The 18,090-nt window shown below is 71.1% G+C and carries 17 protein-coding genes and 1 pseudogene; 4 read left to right on the forward strand and 14 right to left on the reverse strand.

Annotated elements, in window-relative coordinates:
• Nucleotides 1-51: 51 nt before the first annotated feature.
• The 5 genes from PSQ21_RS33395 to PSQ21_RS33415 all read right to left on the reverse strand — a co-directional run bounded on the left by PSQ21_RS33395 (nt 52) and on the right by PSQ21_RS33415 (nt 5,762).
• Nucleotides 52-881, reverse strand: a protein-coding gene (locus PSQ21_RS33395; protein WP_397989526.1) for an IS5 family transposase whose coding sequence is annotated in 2 segments (ribosomal slippage) — nt 52-560 and nt 560-881 — 831 coding nt in all. Because the reading frame shifts where the segments join, the coding sequence is not laid out codon by codon here.
• A gap of 253 nt (nt 882-1,134) precedes the next feature.
• A complete protein-coding gene (locus PSQ21_RS33400; protein ID WP_274035105.1) occupies nt 1,135-2,493 on the reverse strand; it encodes a GH1 family beta-glucosidase in 1,359 nt (452 codons plus the stop codon).
• A gap of 47 nt (nt 2,494-2,540) precedes the next feature.
• Nucleotides 2,541-3,422: a carbohydrate ABC transporter permease gene (locus PSQ21_RS33405; protein ID WP_274035106.1), complete on the reverse strand. Its 882-nt coding sequence runs from the start codon at nt 3,420-3,422 to the stop codon at nt 2,541-2,543.
• Nucleotides 3,415-4,440: a carbohydrate ABC transporter permease gene (locus tag PSQ21_RS33410; RefSeq protein ID WP_274035107.1), complete on the reverse strand. Its 1,026-nt coding sequence runs from the start codon at nt 4,438-4,440 to the stop codon at nt 3,415-3,417. The genes PSQ21_RS33405 and PSQ21_RS33410 overlap by 8 nt, the downstream gene beginning before the upstream one ends.
• A gap of 11 nt (nt 4,441-4,451) precedes the next feature.
• The gene (locus PSQ21_RS33415; RefSeq protein ID WP_274035108.1) at nt 4,452-5,762 is read right to left on the reverse strand and encodes an ABC transporter substrate-binding protein; all 1,311 of its coding nucleotides are present in this window, start codon (nt 5,760-5,762) and stop codon (nt 4,452-4,454) included.
• 142 nt (nt 5,763-5,904) lie between these two features.
• On the opposite strand from PSQ21_RS33415, the gene PSQ21_RS33420 reads away from it, so the two are divergent.
• A complete protein-coding gene (locus PSQ21_RS33420; protein WP_274035109.1) occupies nt 5,905-7,239 on the forward strand; it encodes an ROK family transcriptional regulator in 1,335 nt (444 codons plus the stop codon).
• Between the two features lie 281 nt (nt 7,240-7,520).
• On the opposite strand, the gene PSQ21_RS33425 is transcribed toward PSQ21_RS33420, so the two are convergent.
• Complete coding sequence (locus PSQ21_RS33425; RefSeq protein ID WP_274035110.1) at nt 7,521-7,997, reverse strand: hypothetical protein; 477 nt, start codon at nt 7,995-7,997, stop codon at nt 7,521-7,523.
• 15 nt (nt 7,998-8,012) lie between these two features.
• The gene (locus tag PSQ21_RS33430) at nt 8,013-9,122 is read right to left on the reverse strand and encodes a LacI family DNA-binding transcriptional regulator (RefSeq protein WP_274035112.1); all 1,110 of its coding nucleotides are present in this window, start codon (nt 9,120-9,122) and stop codon (nt 8,013-8,015) included.
• A gap of 297 nt (nt 9,123-9,419) precedes the next feature.
• Here PSQ21_RS33430 and PSQ21_RS33435 point away from each other — a divergent pair, with 297 nt between their 5' ends.
• A complete protein-coding gene (locus PSQ21_RS33435; protein WP_274035113.1) occupies nt 9,420-10,772 on the forward strand; it encodes a transglycosylase family protein in 1,353 nt (450 codons plus the stop codon).
• Here PSQ21_RS33435 and PSQ21_RS33440 read toward each other — a convergent pair.
• A complete protein-coding gene (locus PSQ21_RS33440) occupies nt 10,742-11,914 on the reverse strand; it encodes a DMT family transporter (RefSeq protein WP_274035114.1) in 1,173 nt (390 codons plus the stop codon). The two genes, PSQ21_RS33435 and PSQ21_RS33440, sit on opposite strands and share 31 nt — an antisense overlap.
• Before the next feature lie 242 nt (nt 11,915-12,156).
• Here PSQ21_RS33440 and PSQ21_RS33445 point away from each other — a divergent pair, with 242 nt between their 5' ends.
• Nucleotides 12,157-12,861, forward strand: coding sequence for a (2Fe-2S)-binding protein (locus PSQ21_RS33445; protein WP_274035115.1), 705 nt, complete (start codon nt 12,157-12,159; stop codon nt 12,859-12,861).
• 23 nt (nt 12,862-12,884) lie between these two features.
• Here the strand turns inward: PSQ21_RS33445 and PSQ21_RS33450 are convergent, their stop codons facing one another.
• Together PSQ21_RS33450 and PSQ21_RS33455 are read right to left on the reverse strand one after the other, a co-directional pair.
• On the reverse strand, nt 12,885-13,247 hold the full coding sequence (locus tag PSQ21_RS33450) for an STAS domain-containing protein (protein ID WP_274035116.1): 363 nt from the start codon (nt 13,245-13,247) through the stop codon (nt 12,885-12,887).
• Nucleotides 13,248-13,480: 233 nt separating this feature from the next.
• Nucleotides 13,481-13,996 (reverse strand): MarR family winged helix-turn-helix transcriptional regulator, encoded by a 516-nt coding sequence (locus PSQ21_RS33455; RefSeq protein WP_097868030.1) that lies wholly within the window; start codon nt 13,994-13,996, stop codon nt 13,481-13,483.
• An 86-nt stretch (nt 13,997-14,082) separates the two neighbouring features.
• Here PSQ21_RS33455 and PSQ21_RS33460 point away from each other — a divergent pair, with 86 nt between their 5' ends.
• On the forward strand, nt 14,083-15,258 hold the full coding sequence (locus PSQ21_RS33460) for a PP2C family protein-serine/threonine phosphatase (RefSeq protein ID WP_274035119.1): 1,176 nt from the start codon (nt 14,083-14,085) through the stop codon (nt 15,256-15,258).
• Nucleotides 15,259-15,294: 36 nt separating this feature from the next.
• Here the strand turns inward: PSQ21_RS33460 and PSQ21_RS33465 are convergent.
• The 4 genes and pseudogenes from PSQ21_RS33465 to PSQ21_RS33480 form a co-directional block, all read right to left on the reverse strand.
• A pseudogene (locus tag PSQ21_RS33465) lies at nt 15,295-15,414 on the reverse strand (winged helix-turn-helix transcriptional regulator); the annotation flags it as partial.
• Between the two features lie 63 nt (nt 15,415-15,477).
• Nucleotides 15,478-15,933, reverse strand: coding sequence for an ATP-binding protein (locus tag PSQ21_RS33470; RefSeq protein ID WP_274036067.1), 456 nt, complete (start codon nt 15,931-15,933; stop codon nt 15,478-15,480).
• 96 nt (nt 15,934-16,029) lie between these two features.
• On the reverse strand, nt 16,030-16,473 hold the full coding sequence (locus PSQ21_RS33475) for a response regulator (protein WP_010058886.1): 444 nt from the start codon (nt 16,471-16,473) through the stop codon (nt 16,030-16,032).
• Nucleotides 16,470-18,089 carry a sensor histidine kinase gene (locus PSQ21_RS33480; protein WP_274035121.1) on the reverse strand — a complete coding sequence of 540 codons (1,620 nt, stop codon included), beginning with the start codon at nt 18,087-18,089 and terminating at the stop codon, nt 16,470-16,472. Before PSQ21_RS33480 ends, PSQ21_RS33475 begins: the two co-directional genes overlap by 4 nt.
• Between the last annotated feature and the right edge of the window lies 1 nt (nt 18,090).

Here is an 18,090-nt window from a genome sequence, read left to right on the forward strand (position 1 = left end):
CGGGCCCGGACCACCGCGTTTCTCCGCTCAGTGGCGCGTCGTCATGCCTGGTCAGCGACGAGCCCAGATAAGGATGGCAGCCAGGTGGAGTGCAGCCTGATACGCGATGGCAAGCTTGTCGGTTCGCATGGCCAGGCCGCGCCACTGCTTGAGTCGGGCGATGCACCGTTCAACGGTGTTGCGCTCCTTGTATGTCTCGGCGTCGAAGCCAGGCGGGCGACCTCCGGCGCGGCCTCGGCGTAGGCGGTGGCCGACCTGGTCCGCGGGCTGCGGAATGATGGCCCGGATACCTCGGCAACGAAGATGCCCACGGATCGCGCGGGAAGAATAGGCGCGATCAGCGAGGACAACCGTAGGCCGGGTTCTTGGTCTGCCGACCCCGCTTCGTGGAATCCGGATTCCGGCCATGACCGCCTCGAAGGCCGGCGCGTCACCGGCCTGGCCCGCAGTGACATGGATAGACAGAGGTCGTGCCCGGCTGTCACTGGCCAGGTGAACCTTCGTGCTCAAGCCACCACGGGAGCGTCCGAGGGCGTGGTCCTCGGGCTCAGACCGATCCGGCGCCCCCTTTTCCTGGCTCCGGCGGAATGTTGGTGCGCCCGGCAGACGGTGGAGTCCACCGAGACCGTCCAGCCGACCTCGTCATCGGCATCCGCCACGGCAAGTAACGCCGTCAGGACCCGTGACCAGGTTCCGTCCATGGCCCACCTGATCAGGCGCTTGTGCGCGGTCTGAAAGGGTCCGAGCTCTTCTGGCAGGTCGCGCCAAGGTGAGCAGGTGCGGTACTTCCACGCGATGGCTTCCAGGGTCCGGCGGTGGTCGGCCCACCGTCGTCCGCGGACCGGATCGGCTGGTATCAGCGGCTCGATCCGGTCCCACATCGCATCGGTGATCACCAGCCGGACAGACACACCCGATCAACTGATCAACCCATCAAAGAGACACGCTCTAGGTGATCCAGGGGGGGGCCAAAGGGCTGTCCCGGCGGACCAGGGGCCCGCCGGGACCGTCCCGCGTTCCTCCGTGTGCAGCTGCGTGTTCTGCGCGTTCTGCGGGCGACGCGAAACCCTCCGGCCGCGGCGAGGCATGCGTCGCGGCCGGAGGTGAGGGCGGGCAGGAGCCGGCCGAGCCGGGTCAGGCGGCCGCCCGGCCGCTGCGCTCCGCGTGCTCCCGGACCAGCTCCGCGTACCGGCGGCCGCTGCTCTTGACCGTACGGCGCTGGGTCGCGTAGTCCACGTGGACCAGGCCGAACCGCTTGTCGTAGCCGTACGCCCACTCGAAGTTGTCCATCAGCGACCAGGCGAAGTACCCGGCCAGCGGGGCTCCCTTGCCGACCGCGCGGGCGCAGGCGGCCAGGTGCTCCTCCAGGTACCGGACGCGCTCGGGGTCGTGGACCGAGCCGTCCGCCGCGACGACGTCCTCGTACGCCGAGCCGTTCTCGGTGACGTAGATCCGCTGGACGCCGTACTCCCCGGTCAGGCGCAGCAGCAGCCGCTCCAGGCCCGCGGCGTGGACCTCCCAGTCCATGTGCGTGAGCCGCGCGCCGGGGACGGGGACTTGCTTGGCGTGCGGTGCGGGCCCGTCGGGGTCGGCGGTGACGATCTGCCGGAAGTAGTAGTTCAGCCCCAGCCAGTCGAGGGGTGCGGCGATCGTTTCCAGGTCGCCCGGCCGCTCCGGGAGTTCGACCCCGTACAGCTCCACCATGTCCTGCGGGTAGCCGCGGCCCAGGACCGGGTCCAGCCACCAGCGGTTGATGTGGCCGTCGGCGCGGCGGGCGGCGGCGAGGTCGGGCTCGCTCGCGCTCGCCGGTTCGATCGGGCTGAGGTTGTTGACGATGCCGACCCGGGCGTCCGACGAGGCAGCCCGGATCGCCCGTACGGCAAGGCCATGGCCCAGGTGCAGGTGGTAGGAGGCCCGGACGGCGGCGGTCAGGTCGGTGAGACCCGGCGCCATCCGGCCCTCCAGGTGTCCGATCCAGGCCGAACACAGCGGCTCGTTCAGCGTCGCCCAGTCCTTGACCCGGTCCCCGAGGCGCTCCACCACGTGGGAGGCGTACGCCGCGAAGTGCTCCGAGGTCTCGCGTACGGTCCAGCCGCCCCGGTCCTGGAGCGTCTGTGGCAGGTCCCAGTGGTAGAGGGTGGCGAAGGGGGTGACGCCGGCCTCCAGGAGGCCGTCCACGAGCCGGTCGTAGAAGTCCAGGCCCGCCTTGTTGACCGGCCCGTCGCCGCCGGGCACGACGCGCGGCCAGGCGATCGAGAAGCGGTAGGCGTCCGCGCCGAGCTGCTTGATCAGGCCGATGTCCTCGGGGGCCCGGTGGTAGTGGTCGCAGGCGACGTCGCCCGTGTCGCCGTTGTCGATCGTGCCGGGGGTGTGCGAGAACGTGTCCCAGATCGATGGGGAGCGGCCGTCCTCGGTCACGGCTCCCTCGATCTGGTACGCGGCGGTGGCGACGCCCCAGGTGAAGTCGGCCGGGAGGGCGTTGAGATCGGACACGTGCTGCCTTTCGGTCGAGGGCGACGGACGGCTCCCGCCGGTGGGGGTCACTTCACGGCTCCCGCGGTGAGGCCGGCGACCAGATAGCGCTGGAGGAGCAGGAACCCGACGACGATCGGGACACTGACGACGAGCGACGCGGCCATGACCTGGTTCCAGTACACGTCGTTCTGCGTGGCGTAACCCTGCAGGCCGACGGAGAGGGTCCGGGTGGCGTCGTTCGTCATGACGGAGGCGAAGAGCACTTCGCCCCAGGCCGTCATGAAGGAGTAGACGGACACGGCGACGATCCCGGGCACGGCGGCCGGCACGACGACCTGGAAGAGGGCGCGGACGGGTCCGCACCCGTCGACCAGGGCCGCTTCGTCCAGGTCCCTGGGGATGGAGTCGAAGTACCCGATCAGCATCCAGATGGAGAACGGCAGCGAGAACGTGAGGTACGTGAGGATGAGCCCGCCGCGCGAGCCGTACAGGGCGACGCCGGTGCTGTTGCCGATGTTGACGAAGATGAGGAACAGCGGGAGCAGGAAGAGGATCCCGGGGAACATCTGTGTGGACAGCACCGTGACGGTGAAGAGCCTCTTGCCCCGGAACCGGTAGCGGCTCACCGCGTAGGCGGAGAACACCGCGATCGTCACCGACAGCACCGTCGCCGAGCCCGCCACGATCAGCGAGTTGACGAAGTACTTGGCGAGCGGGACGGTCTCCCAGATGTCGAAGTACGGCCGGATCGTCAGCGTGGACGGGAACCACTGGAACTTCCCCGACACGTCCTGGAGCGGCTTCAGCGAGCTGCTGACCATCACGTAGACGGGCAGCAGGACGAAGCCGGCGAGCAGGGTCAGGACGATGCGGCGGGTCCAGAGGAAGGACTGCGGCGCGGCCATCGGCGAGCGGGTGGTGCGGGTCGGCCGCGTGAGGCTAGACATCGGCGCCCTTCCTTCCGCGCGAGGTGAGGAACAGGTAGACGGCCGTCACGACCAGCAGGAAGAGCAGCAGCAGGACCGACATCGCGGATCCGGTGCCGAAGTTCCAGGTGACGAACGACGACTGGTAGATGTGGATCGAGATCAGGTCGGCGCTTTCCGGGGCCGATTTCCCGAACAGGACGTACGGGGTGTTGAAGTCGTTGAAGGTCCACAGGAAGAGCACGAGGACCAGCACCTGGTTGACCGGGCGCAGCGAGGGCAGCGTGATCCGGCGTATCTGCTGCCAGATGCCGGCGCCGTCGATCGAGGCGGCCTCGTACAGCTCGCGCGGGATGTTCTGGAGCCCGGCCATCAGCATGAGGAAGGCGAACGGCCAGCCCTTCCACACCGAGACGATGATCAGGGTGTAGATGCTGTTGTCGCCGATCAGCCAGAAGGACGGTTCGTCGGTGATGCCGAGCTGGTCGTGCAGGACGTGGTTGATCAGCCCGTTGTCCCGCTGGAACATGAACGCCCAGGTGATGACGGCCGCGTAGACGGGCAGGGCGTACGGGACGAGGAAGACGGCGCGGAGGAAACCTCGGCCGCGGAAGTTCTCCTGGAGCAGGATCGCCGCGGTGACGCCGAACAGCCAGGCGAGCCCGACGGAGAAGAACGTGAACACGCAGGTGACGAGGAACGAGTGGAGCAGGGCCTCACCGATCGGCGCGTCGAAGTCGACGGCGATCTTGTAGTTGTCGAGGCCGGTCCAGGGCGCCGCGCCCCAGTTGCTGATGAAGAACTGCGTGAGCTGCCGGAAGCTCATCACGATCCCGATGACCATCGGGATGATGTGGATGAGGAGTTCGAGCAGGACTGCGGGCAGGAGCAAGAGGTAGGGCAGCCCTCCTTGGCGGATCCGGTCGGGGATGCGCGGCAGTCTCCTGCGCGCACCCCCCGTGCCCCGGCTCATGCCCCGGCTCATGCGCTTACCGGTCGACTTGTCGACCTCGGGGTCCGTGGTGGCGGTGGCGGTCATGGATCAGGGCCTCACTGCTGCATCGTCTGCTGGGCCTTTTCCAGGCGTGCCCTGACGGATTCCTCGGTCACGGGGCGTCCGGCCGCGGCGTCCGCCCACAGTTCCTTGACGGCTGTTCCCACAGCCGTCTCGAACTGCGACTCGTTCGGGACCTGGGGGAGCGGGGCGGCGCTGGTGGCGAGAGTGTCGCGGAGGACCTTGAGGTCGGGGGCCCCGAAGGCCTCGTCGGCCTGTGCGGCCTTGACCGGCGGGATCGATCCGTAGGTCTTGTTGAGCAGCTTCTGCTCGGCGTCGCTGGTCATGAACTTCACGAACTTCTTCGCGCCGTCGATGTTCTTGGTGTTCTTGAAGACGGCCATGTTGATGCCCGCGACCATGGAGTTGGTCTGCTTGCCCGCACCCGGTGCGCCCGAGGGGACCGGCACCGGGGCCGCGCCCCAGTCCTCGGGCTGCATGCCCTGGGCGGCGAAGGTGGACGCGGCGGCCTGCCACAGCACCATGGCCGTCTTCCCCTTGGCGAAGTCGGTGAGCGACTGGTTCTGGGCGTACTCCGCGTTGCCGGGAGCGATGATCTTGTCCTTGGCCATGAAGTCGATGTACTGCTTCACCGCCGCGACCGCGCCGTCGGAGGTGAAGTCCGCCTTGCCGTCCTCGTCGAAGAAGTCGGCGCCGTGCTGCTGACCGAGGACGAAGGTCTGGTGGATGTTGTTGGAGAGGTTGCCGCCCTCGGCGCCCAGGCCCCACTTGCCGTCCTTGGATATCTTCTTGCCGGCCGCGACCAGCTCGTCCCAGGTGGCGGGCGGCTTCTCGATGCCCGCCTCGGCGAACATCTTCTTATTGTAGTAAAGGGCGTACGCCAGCGAGTACAGCGGCACGGCGGCGGGCGGCTCGCCCTCCTTGCCGGCCGAGGCGACCGCCGAGTCGACGAAGCGGTCCCGGCCGCCGATCGCCTCGAAGTTCTTCTCGTCCCACGGCAGGAGCGCGCCGGTCGCCTGGAGCGAGGCCGACCAGGTGTTGCCGATGTTCAGCACGTCCGGGCCCTGGCCGGAGCTGGTGGCGGCGAGGATCCGGTTCAGCAGGTCGGCCCACGGCACGACCTCCAGCTTCACCTTGATCCCGGTCTCCTTCTCGAACTTCTTCAGCTCGGGAGTGAGGATCTTCTTGTCCGCCTCGATGCTGGGGCCCTGGTTGGACGCCCAGTAGGTGAGGGTCTTCGGCGACTCGTTGCTGCCGCCCGAGGTCGTTCCGCCGCCGCAGCCGGTGGCGACCACGGCGATGGCGAGGGCGAGGGTGGCGGCGCTTGCGGCTCTGACATGACGCATGAGAGGTGGCCCCTTTCCGGGGATGGCTGCGTTCGGGAACCGAACGGCCTCCATGACTTAATTTATGCCGTGATTTAAGAGGTGAAAGAAGGTCGCGTCAAGGCTTGCGACCGGGGTATGTTCCTGGACGGGAAGGAGCAACATGGCCGAGCGCAACAGACGGACCGTGCGTGACCTGCGGCGGGGCAACCGGGCGAGGGTATTGCAACGGTTGTATTTCGACGGCCCGCTGAGCCGCCAGGAGCTCGGACCGGTCACAGGCCTCAGTTCCGGATCCGTCAGCAACGTCGTCGCGGAACTGTCCGCCGAGGGCCTGCTGGAGGAGGCCGGTGTCGTCGACTCGGACGGTGGCCGCCCCCGTACGCTGCTGCGCGTCGCCCCTGGTGGCGGGCTGCTCGTCGGCATCGACATCGGCGAGACCCGGGTCCGCGTCGAGCTGTTCGACCTCTCCCTGACCGAACTGGCCCGCACCGAACGGCTGCTGGCCCAGCACGGTTACGACGTCGACCGCATCGTCGCCCACGTCCGCACCGGCGTCGCGGACGTGCTGCGCGACGCGGGCGCCGACCCCCGCCGACTGCTCGGCATCGGCATCGGGGTCCCCGGCATCATCGAGCGCGACGGACCCGAAGGGCCCGACGGCACACGCGGCGCGGTGGTCCACGGCCAGACCATCGGCTGGCGCGCGGTCCCCTTCGAACAGCTCCTGCGCGAAGCGGTCGACGTGCCGCCCGAGGTGCCGCTGTTCATCGACAACGGCGCCAAGACGCTCGGCCAGGCCGAGATGTGGTTCGGCGGCGGCCGGGGCGCGGGCGCCGCCGCCATCGCCCTCATCGGCTCGGGCGTGGGCGCCTGCGTCGACCACGGCGACATCCTCGACGAGGACCGCATGAGCCTCGCCCTCGAATGGGGCCACACCACCGTCCAGTTGCGCGGCCGCCGGTGCCGTTGCGGTTCCCTCGGCTGTCTGGAGGCGTACGCCGGCGCGGAAGCCCTGCGCGAGCGCTGGCACGAGGCGGGCGGCCCGCTGCCCGAGGACGCCGACGACGAGACGGCGCTGGCCGCCCTGCTCGCCGCCGCCTACCCGGTACGCGGTGGCCCGGCCCCGGACCCGGTGGCGCTCTCGCTGCTCGACGAGACGGCAGCATGCCTCGGTGCGGCCCTCGCCGATCTGATCAACCTCTTCCTGCCCGAACGGATCCTGATCGGCGGCTGGGCGGGCCTGCTCATCGGTCCCCGCCTGCTGCCCGACATCCGCCGGTACGCGAACGAGTACGCCCTGCGCCACGCGGCCGCCCGCACCACCATCGAGATGGGCCGCCTCGGCCCGGACGCGGTCACCGTGGGCGCGGCGACGCTCCCGCTCGCCGACTTCCTCACCCGGGGCGGCAGCCGTCCCGGGCCGGGCGGCGCCGGAGCGCCGCCCCGTACGGCCGTGGAGGCGGTCCGGGAACGTCACCGCACCTCGACGAAGTGAGCGGGCGATGTACGCGTGACGCGTCGTGGGCCGCCCGGGCGCCGGCCTCGGGGGAGTCCAGATGGTCGAACACCGACAGGGGCGGGGGTGACGCCGGATCACATGGACGGCGACCCGGACACGGGGTGGAGGAAGGGCAGCAGCGGCGCTCACGGGGACATGCTGGCGCATGCCGGGGAAGCGACGGGCGACGGATCAGCGACGGGCGACGGGTCAGCGACGGGTGACGGGTCAGCGGGGTTGCGGGTTCGGCCGGGCGCAGTAGGTCCTGCGGGTTCCGCTCAGCGCCGGCCGCCGCCTCCGGTCGTGCCGGTGCCTCCGGTGCCGCTCCCGCCCGTTGCACTGCCTGGTTGTCCCCCCAGGTCGAGGGTGTCCAGGATGCGGGTGATCGCGAGGGAGGCGAGCTCGGCGAACCGGTCGGTCTGCTCCTCCCGCTCCGCGCGCTGCCGCTGGCTCTCATCGAGCTGCCCGATCCACGCGCCTTCGGACACCGGAGCCACGACGACGAGGAAGAGCAGCGCGACCATGATGCCGATGTTGACGCCGGAGAGGGATCGCTGGAAGAAGTTGGCGGTGAGGCCCAGCGGCAGCCGGGACTCGCCGAACCGCGTCGGGCGCAGCCGCCTGACCCGCGCGACGAGACTCGGGCGGCGCAGGAGGACGTAACTGCCGACGGCCAGCACCGTGTGGGCCGCCATCCAGTACAGCCAGTGCACCTCGGTCAGCCCTTGGACCTTCTCCACCACCGCGAGCACCACGGTGACCAGCCCTCATCAGGCCGAACCCCGTACCACCAGCTCCGGTTCGAAGATCACGGAGGTCACCGGGGCGTCCGGCCGGGCCAGCCGGTCCAGCAGCAGGCGCGTCATCTCGGCGGCCATCTGCTCCACCGGCTGGCGGACCGTGGTGAGCGGCGGACGGCAGGCCAGGGCCGCGCTGCTGTCGTCGAAGCCCACTACTGCCACGTCTCCCGGAATCGAGCGGCCGTGCCCCCGCAGGACGTGGCAGGCGCCCAGGGCCATCAGGTCGTTGGCGGCGAAGACCCCGTCCAGGTCCGGATGCTCCGCCAGCAGCCGCTCCATCGCCGACTCCCCGCTCGTCTGGGTGAACTGCCCCTCCGCGATGGGGATGTACGGGTACCCGTGGCGGGCGAGGGTGTCCCGGAAGCCCGTCATGCGGGCCTCGCCCGCCGGTACGTCCAGCGGGCCGCTGATCGTCGCGATCCGGCGGCAGCCCCGGCCCAGGAGGTGTTCGGCCGCCAGCCGGGCCCCGTCCTGGTGCGCGAGGTCGACATAGCTGACCGGGACCGGCCGCGCGGGGCGTGCGAACAGGACGGCGGCCAGGCGGGCCTCCGCGATCAGGGCGGGCAGGGGGTCCTCGGCGTGCGTCGAGACGACCAGGGCCCCGTCCGCGCTGCCCTGCCGCAGATACGCCACCACCTCCTCCCGGGCCCGTGAGGTCTCCGCGAACATCAGCACGGGGTGCATCCCGCGCGGACGCAGAGAGTCGACCACCCCGGTCACCACCCGGCCGAAGAACGGGTCGGCGAACACCTGCGCGGTGAACGAGCCGGAGTCCCCGCTGCCCCCGTCCGGGCCCTTAGGCCCCCCGGTGCCCGAATCCCCGCGGGTCGCCTCCGGTTCGGCACCCGCGCCCGACACCACCAGGGCGATGGAGCCGGCCCGCCGGGTCACCAGGGACCTGGCCGCCCGGTTGGGCGTGTAGCCCGTCACGGAGACCGCCTGCCGTACGGCCTCCTGGATCACCGGGTCCACATTGCGCACCCCGTTGACGACCCGGGAGACGGTGGCGCGCGAGACGCCGGCCGCCCGCGCCACGTCCTCCAGGGTGGGAGCTGCGGCCGACCGCTGATCATCCGTCATGAGCGCCTTTATAGCACTATCGGAGAGCGCTCTCCATGGGGTGGCTGTCCGCTTGCGTCCGCATCGGTACGCCCAACCGTCGACCGGCGGGCGGAGCTCGACGAGGCGGCTCGACGAGAAGGCGTCCGACCAGTGAGCCGCCCGTCGCGTCGGTTCATCGGCCCGTGGCCCGGAGAGCGGATTCCGGCCACGGAGTGGCCCGGAGCGGCCGAGTATCACGTTTTGCTTGTGATCAGTCACCGTGCGGACCTAGGTTGCCCTGTGCGAGATGACCCGAAGCCAGTGGGGGAGCCACGTATGGCCGCGAACGGACGGCACCGCAGATACCAGCCGAGCCGGATCAACCGCGCCTCGCTCACGGTGACGGCGGGCGGCGCGGGCCTGGCGCTCCCCCTGATCACCGCGGCGTCGGCGGGGGCCGCACCGGTCGAGGTCTGGGAGAAGGTCGCCGCCTGCGAGTCCAGCGGCGATTGGACCGTCAACACGGGCAACGGCCATTACGGCGGCCTGCAGTTCAGCGGCTCCACCTGGGCGGCCTTCGGCGGCACGCGGTATGCGCCGCGCGCCGACCTGGCCACCCGTGACCAGCAGATCGACATCGCCGAGAAGGTGCTGGACGGCCAGGGCCCCGGCGCCTGGCCCACCTGTTCCGTGCGTGCCGGGCTCACCCGGGGCGGGGACGCGCCCGGGGCCGCCCCGGAGGCGGGGACCGACACGCAGAGCGTGGCGAGCAGGACCGTCCGGGCCACGGCGCCTCGGAGCGCGCCGCCCCGGCAGCCGCAGACCCGTCCCGCCGAGGCGACCCCCACCCACGTGCCGGGCAAACGCGACTCGTACACCGTCGCGAGCGGCGACTCCCTCTCCGGGATCGCGTCCGCCCAGCGGGTGCGCGGCGGTTGGCAGAGCCTCTACGCGGCCAACCGCACCGTCGTCGGGGACGACCCGGACCTGATCCTCCCCGGGCAGCGGCTGAGCCTCGACCGGAGCCGGGAGGCGAAGGCGGGGGAGGGGAAGAATCCGGGACAGCCCGTGCGCAGGGCGGCCCCGAAGCCCCCGGCGGCGACGCCCGGGGCGAAGAAGGCGGATCAGCGCAAGGCCGAACCCAAGAAGGAAGCCCCCGAACAGCGGGCCCCGAAGAAGGAAGCGCCGAAGAGAGCCGCTCCGAAGAAGGAAGCTCCGAAGAAGGAGGCGCCGAGGAAGGCAGCTCCCCAGAAGGAGCGTTCCGCTCCGGAGCGCGCCGTGAAGCACTCCGGCTTCAGCGCCCCGGTGTCGGCCGGCACCGGCACTCCCTACCGGCAGGCCGGCGGCTGGTCCAGCGGCTATCACACCGGGGTGGACTTCCCCGTGCCCACCGGGACATCGGTGAAGTCGGTGGCTCCGGGCCGCGTCGTCTCGGCCGGCTGGGCCGGAGCGTACGGCTACGAGGTCGTCGTCCGGCACAACGACGGCAAGTACAGCCAGTACGCCCACCTCTCCGCGCTCCACGTGCGCGCGGGTCAGTCGGTCTCCGGCGGGCAGCGCATCGCCCGCTCCGGCTCCACGGGCAACAGCACGGGCCCGCACCTGCACTTCGAGATCCGTACGGGCCCCGGCTACGGCTCGGACGTCGACCCGCTCGCCTACCTCCGGGCGGGCGGCGTCAGGGTCTGAACCGTCCGCTCGGAGCGCGGGCGCCGCAGGGTGGCTCCGCCGCGCCGCCGCTGCTCCATGAGCGGCCCCGGGGCCCCGAACTCCAGCTGCGGTACCGCCTGTCCCGGCGGCAGGGGCGACGCCACGTGCGCCACCGGGAGCCGCCCCGCCGCGGGTTCCGGCACGACCGGTGACGGCGAGGTGCGCCCCTCCTCGGCGTTCCGCGAGGTGGTGGCGCCCGGCACACGGGGTGCCGAACCGGAACCGGCGGCCCGGTCGGCGCCCGACGGGCCGGGAGCCACCGCCTCGGGAGCCCTGCACGCCCCCTGGGCGTGCTCCCTACTCAGCCGCTCCCGCGTCAGCATGACCAGACCGCCTGCGGCCAGGAGACCGCAGGAGAGGGCCAGGACGGCGCCCGGGAGGCCGTGGCGGAAGTGCTCGCCGAACAGCGTGAGACCGATCGCGGCGGCCACCACCGGGTTGACCACCGTCACCGTCGCGAGCGGCGCCGTGAGGCCCGCGTCCCGGTAGGCGGCCTGGGACAGGAACAGGCCCGCCGCCGCGAGCCCGGCGATCACCAGCAGCGGCAGCGCGCCCGAGCGCAGCGACCCGGACGTCCACTCCACGGCCACGGTCTTGGTGAACACCGAGGCCATGCCGAACGCCGCGCCCGCGCCGGTGGCCAGGACGATGCTGCGCAGGGCTGGCCGCCGCAGCGTACGGGCGAGGACGACGAGCGCGCCGACGGCCCCGAACGTCAGTGAGGCCAGCAGGATCTGTTCGGGACCGTTCAGGGTGTGCGGCTCGGCGTTCCCCGTGAGTGCCAGCAGCCCCCCGAGCCCGGCCGTCGCCATCAGGGCGCCGCGCCAGGCCGTCGCCCCGGCCCTCCGCCCGACGAACAGAGCCGCCATCGGGAGGGCGAAGACGATCGTCAGCGCGCCGAGCGGCTGGACCAGGCTGAGCGGGCCGTAGGCGAGCGCCACCACGTGCAGGACCGCCCCGGTCCCGTTGAGGAGGACGGCGACCCACCACACGCCGTTGCGCAGCAGGGCGTGCCAGGAGGTGTCATCAGTCGCGGCCACGCGTTCCTGGATGATCGCCCCGGCCGCGTAGGCGACCGCGGAGATCAGTGACAGGAGCACGGACAGCGCAAGGGAACTCATGTACACCACGATGTCCCGTCCGGGGCCCCACGTCGTCGTCCTTGAGAGTGCACTTCGGCCTACTGCCCCAGTAGTACGGCCGTCGGCCCGACGTCCTCCTCCCGACGGTAGTCCTCTCACCCTCAGGCGTCAGAAGTTACCGCCCGGCGGATACGGTGAGCCGCGACGGCGACACCGCCGGTGCCCGTACGGCCGGTCACGAAAGCGGTCCGGAAACGGGCCGGGAACCGAGGGGGCAGGACATGGACCTGGTGCTACTGGCGTCGGTCGGTGGATTCTTCGCGCTGCGGACCACCCCGGTGCCGGGTGGTGGCCACCGGCCGCTGGAGGAGTTGTACGCGGGGGACGACGGTCCTCTCGCCGCGCGTGTCGACAAGGTCGCGGCCCGCCTCGCGGCCCCCGAACGCAGGGTCGCCGCCTCCATCGCCCACCTCGGGCTCGCCGCCCGGCTCTGGTCCCTCGCGCTGGGCCCGGCCGCGCTCTTCGGGCGGTTCCCCGCCCTGACGCCCGGTGCCCTCCACTGGGACCCGGCGGCCACCTCGCCGGACGACCTGTGGCTCGCGGGGACGACCGAGCTGCCCGGCACGGCGGCCCGGATCCGCGAGGAGGTCCAGTACGGGCATCTGGACCCGCTGTCCGAGGCGCTCCGGCGCGACGGTGCCATCTCCCCGCAGCTGCTGCGGGGCAACGCGGGGTCCGCGCTCGCCGGAGCCGTACGCGAACTCGTCGCCTTCGCACGCGCCCACGACCGGCCGGACGTGGCCGGACGGGCCCGCGCACTGGCGGCCGAGCTCTTCGACGACGAGGCGCTGCGCCACACCGGGGCCCCGCACGGCCCGGCGTTCCGGCGGCGCAGCTGCTGCCTGTACTGGCGCTGCCCGGGCGGCGGGCTGTGCGGGGACTGCGTGTTCGACCGGGCACCAGGGCCAAGGGCGGCGGGACGGTAGCCGTCCCGCCGCCCCCGGGCACGTCAGGAGGGCAGAACGGCGTCGATGGCGGCGTCCACGGACGGCAGGACGGGCAGAGCGGTGTCGAGGCCGATCATCTCGATGAGGCGGCGCATGAACGGGGACGGGGCGGCCAGCCGCAGCCGGTCGCCCAGGGCGGTGTGTCCCTGGAGGAGCACGTTCACCGTCGTCGAGTCAGCGAAGCCGACGCCGGAGAGATCCACGACGACCGGGCCGGAGCCGTGGCCGGCCGCGGAGGTCAGGGCGAGTCCCAACGGTGCGACGCTGTCGATATCGAGATCACCCGAAACGGTGAGGACCGATGCGTCCCGTTCCTGCCGGGTGGTGATTCTGACGGCTCTGTCTTCGTTGGGCGATGAAAGCACGGAAGGCACCTCAGGCGGGTCGGAAGGGGGTGGAGAGCCGTTCTGCCGGACAGGTCGGCGTGGTTCCGTCCCTGGTCGCGGCGGGTACGGGTAACGATAGAAGTAACAGTTGCCATTTGACAACATTCTCCAGCGGGTAACAATCTGATCCCCAGCGGTCGCTCGGCCGGCAGGCGAAGACGGAGAGCCGAGGGCGGAGAGCCGATGGATGCGGAAGCAGGAGCTGGATGAGGCTAGGCGCTGTCGGCGACATCATCGCGGAGTGGAGGGGCGGCCGTATCCCTTCGCGGGGAAAGGCGCTCCGAAGCGGCGGCGTGGAAGGCCGCGAGCCCCTCGGCGAGGGCGGCGAGGGCGGCGGGATCCATGCGCTCCAGCACGGCGTTCAGTTCGCCGGCGCGCAGGGCCCGGTATTCTTCGAGAAGGGTGCGGCCGCGCATGCTCAGCCGCAGTTCCACTTCGCGCCGACTGGTCGGGCTGGGCGCCCGCAGGACGAGCCCCATCGCCTCCATCCGGTCGCAGAGCCTGCTGACGGAGGGAGCGCGCGAGCCCAGGGCTTCGCCCAGCGCCCGCAGATTGGTGCCTTCCTGCTTCTCGATCACGAGCAGGGCCCGAAGCTGGGAGGGCGATACGGTTCCCGAAGCCGCCGATTCCTGGCCCCGGCCCCACAGCACCTCCAGCAGCTCCGAGGCGGCGACGGCGTCTGCGGACGCCTGTTCGCGACTGCTCGGGCGAAATCCTCGGTGGGGCATTCAGCCACTGTGTCACCCGTCGGGCCCGCTTGTCAGCCCTGTCCCGGCCCCTACCACGTCAAGGGACGAAGATTGCGCGAGAGACCGTGAACAGACGAACGGACATCGAGGCCGCGGTACGGGCCGCCGCGCCGCACGCCCTGCTGGCCACCCTGCGCACCAAGCTCTGCAGCGTCTACGGGGCCCTCGCGGTGGAGCTGCACCTCGCCGACTACGGTCTGCGGGTCCTCAAGTCCCTGGACCGTCCCGACGACGAGAACGAGCCGCTGTCCCTCCACAACAGCCCCGAGGGCCGGGCGTTCGGCAGCCAGAAGCCCCGCGAACAGCAGGTCCGGCACGACGACGCCGTCGACCACCATCTGCCCGTGACCGTACGGGGCGAACGGCTCGGCATCCTCACCGTCCGGCTGCCCCAGGCGCTGTCCACCCCGGAGCTGGTCGGCGAGCTCACCCACATGGCCGACCTGCTGGGCCACGAGATCCTCGTCGCCGAACGGGACACCGACCTGTACCAGCGCGCCCGGCGCACCACCCGCCTCACCCTCGCCGCCGAGATGCAGTGGCAGCTGCTGCCCGCCCGCGCGTGCACCGCCGCCGAGTTCGCGATCGGGGCCCAGCTGGAGCCCGCGTACGCCATCCACGGCGACAACTTCGACTGGGCCGCCGACGCCGACGAACTGACCCTCGCGGTGACCAACGGCATGGGCGAGGGCATACAGGCCTCCCTCCTCACCAATCTCGCCGTCAACGCCCTGCGCAACGCCCGCCGGGCCGGCATCGGCATCGCGGACCAGGCGGCCCTCGCCGATCAGGCGATCTACGACCAGCACCGCGGCGCGTCCCACGTCTCCACCCTGCTGCTCCGCTTCGAGCTGGCGACCGGCCGGGTGGGCGTCGTCGACGCGGGATCGCCCCAGCTGTGGATGCAGCGTGGCCGCGAGGTCCGTCGGATCGAGCTGGAAGCGCAGCTGCCGCTCGGCATGTTCGAGGAGTCGCAGTACAGGGCCCAGGAGTTCCAGGTGGAGCCCGGCGACCGGCTGCTGCTGCTCAGCGACGGCGTCTACGAGGCGGTGTCCCCGCTGGGAGAGGCGTACGGGGAACGCGCGCTGGCCCGTGCCATCCAGTCGACCCGGCTGCTTCCGGCCGCAACCGTCCCGCGAGCGATACTCGGCGAACTGGCGGAGTACCGGGGCACCGAGACGCTCGACGACGCGCTGGTGCTGTGTCTGGACTGGTTCGGCCGACCGGACGACGAGGGCTGAGCCGGCCCCGAAGCCACGGGCCTCCCGCCGCGCCCCTCAGCCGTCGAAGGCGCGGCGGGAGGCCTCGATGTGGCCGATGTGCTCATGGGCCCAGTCGCACATCGCCTGGACCGTCCGGCGCAGGCCCTGCCCCGGCCCGGTGAGCGTGTACGTGACGGGAGACCGCCGTGCCGCGCGGGCGGGGGCCCGGACGGACAGCGGGCGGGGTGCCGGCCGGGCTCAGGTGCTGAGTTGGAACTCCGCCCGGATCCGTTTGCCCACCGGCACCCGCTCGGCCGTGAGCCGGTCGCACAGGGCCACCACGATCTCCATGCCGTGACCGCCGAGGCGGGAGGGGTCGGGGGCGTACAGCACGGGCATCGCGGTGCTGCTGTCGTACACCGTGACGCTGATGAGCCGCGCGTTGCCCTCCAGCTCCAGCAGGTAGGGGCCGTGGCTGTAGCGGTCGGCGTTGGTGACCAGCTCGCTCACGGCCAGCATCAGGTCGCTGCGCGTGTGATCGCCGATCGGGGCGAGGCATTCCACCGCGAGTCTCGTCAGGAAGCGGTCGGCGAGCGCACGGGCCAGCGCGATGCAGCCCGGCTCGCCGTCGAAGACCTCGGCGCTGAGCAGTACCTCGGCGGGAGCCAGCCCCTGACCCGGATCTTCCGGTGGGGAGGTGACCTGTTCGTTCATGTGCTCCAGCCAGGGCGCCGCAGTGAGGTCGGGAACCTTTTCCGCCATGCGTCTACCCGTGGCGAACGATCCCACTCCAGGAGATCCGGCACGATCCTACGCACGTCCGGGCAGCCGCACCACGGTCACGAAGAACTCGTCGATCTGGCGCACCGCCGCGATGAACTGATCGAGGTCCACCGGCTTCGTCACATACGCGTTGGCGTGCAGCTTGTAGCTGCGCAGGATGTCCTCCTCGGCGGAGGACGTGGTGAGCACGACCACGGGGATGAGAGCGAGTTCGGGGTCGCCCTTGATCTGTTCCAGCACCTGCCGGCCGTCGTACTTGGGCAGGTTCAGGTCCAGCAGCACCAGGTCCGGGCGGGGAGCCTCGGCGTACTCGCCGCGCCGGTAGAGGAAGTCCAGCGCCTCCTGCCCGTCGCGCACGACGTGCAGGGTGTTGCGGATCTTGTTGTCCTCGAAGGCCTCACGGGTCATCAGCTCGTCGCCGGGGTCGTCCTCGACGAGCAGGACCTCGATGGGCTGGACAGGGGTGTTCACGAAGGATCTCCCGGCTGGCTGGTGAGCAGGGCGGGAGCGAGCAGCTCCGCCGTGGTGTGCGTGGGCACCTCGGGCGCCACGGGCAGGGTGAAGTGGACGCGCGTGCCTTCGCCCGGTTCGGGCTCCAGCCAGATCCGGCCACCGTGGAACTCGATGATCTTCCGGCAGAGCGCGAGGCCGATGCCCGTGCCCTCGTACTCGTCACGGGCGTGCAACCGCTGGAAGATGACGAACACCTTGTCCGCGAACTCGGGCGCGATCCCGATTCCGTTGTCCGACACCGTCAGGTGCCAGTCCTCGTCCTCCCGTACGCAGGTGATCGAGATCCGGCACGGGACGCCCGCCCGGCGGAACTTCACCGCGTTGCCGACGAGGTTCTGCCAGACCATCGTGAGCGCGGTCGGGTCCCCGAGCAGTTCGGGCAGGGACTCCGGCCGCTCGATCACCGTCCCCGACTCCTCCACCGCGAGGGTCAGATTAACCAGGGCGCGGTCCAGGGCCCGGTCGAGCTCGACCGGCTTCCAGCTCTCGTGCACCCGGCCCACCCGCGAGAACGTCAGCAGGTCGTTGATGAGGACCTGCATCCGCTTGGCGCCGTCCACCGCGAAGGCGATGTACTGCTTGCCCCGCTCGTCGAGTTCCTCGCCGTACCGCTTCTCCAGGAGCTGGCAGAAGGACGCGACCTTGCGCAGCGGCTCCTGGAGGTCGTGCGAGGCGACGTACGCGAACTGCTCCAGCTCCGAATTGGAACGGCGCAGCTCCTCCGTCTGCTCCGCGAGCAGGGACTCACGGTTCTGCGCCTCGGCCAGTTCGTCGGCCAGCCGCCGCCGCATGTCCTCCACTGCCCAGGCCACGGCCTGGACGTCGGACGGCCCCTTGATCTCGATCCGCGTTCCGAAGGCCTGCGACCGGACGCGGTCGGAGGCGTCGCGCAGCCGGTTCAGCGGGACGCCCACCACCCGGTGGAGCAGCAGGCTCAGCGCCGCCACGGTCAGTACGAAGACGCTGACCAGCGCGATCAGTACCCGGTCGCGGGTGGTGCGCGCCGAGTCGAGATCGGCGCGCGCCTGGTCGCGGGCCTCGGCGAGATGACCCTGCTGGGCGCCGTACGCCCGCCGCAGCTGGTCGAAGTCCGCCTTGCTGCGCTGCAACTGCGCGGAGGTCGCGGCCTCGCTCGGCCCCTGCGCCCGGACCGTCGCCACCAGCGGCTCGGCCTTGCTCCGCCGCCACTTCTCGGCGGCGGAGGCGATGGCGTCGAGGTCATCGGCGTACCGGCTGCCGGGGCCCACGAGGTGCCGGACCTGTGCGAGGCGCTCCTGCTCGGCGGCCTTCCCCGCCTCGTACGGTTCGAGGAAGGAGCCATCGCCGGTCAGCGCGAATCCCCTGATCCCGGTCTCCTGGTCGAGGAGGGCGTTCTGGAGCTGGAAGGACGCGGACCTGGCGGGCTGGATGCGGTCCACCAGGTCGGTCGTGCGGTCGGAGATCCGGGCCATCACGAGCCCGCCGATCACCAGACAGGCGCAGACCACCACGATGAATCCGCCGAGGATGAGATGGACCCAGTTCTGCACGGACAGCCGCGCGGCGAGACCGCCCGGCGCCGGTTCCTTCGTCATG

The sequence above is a fragment of the Streptomyces sp. MMBL 11-1 genome, from assembly GCF_028622875.1.
GTDB lineage: Bacteria > Actinomycetota > Actinomycetes > Streptomycetales > Streptomycetaceae > Streptomyces.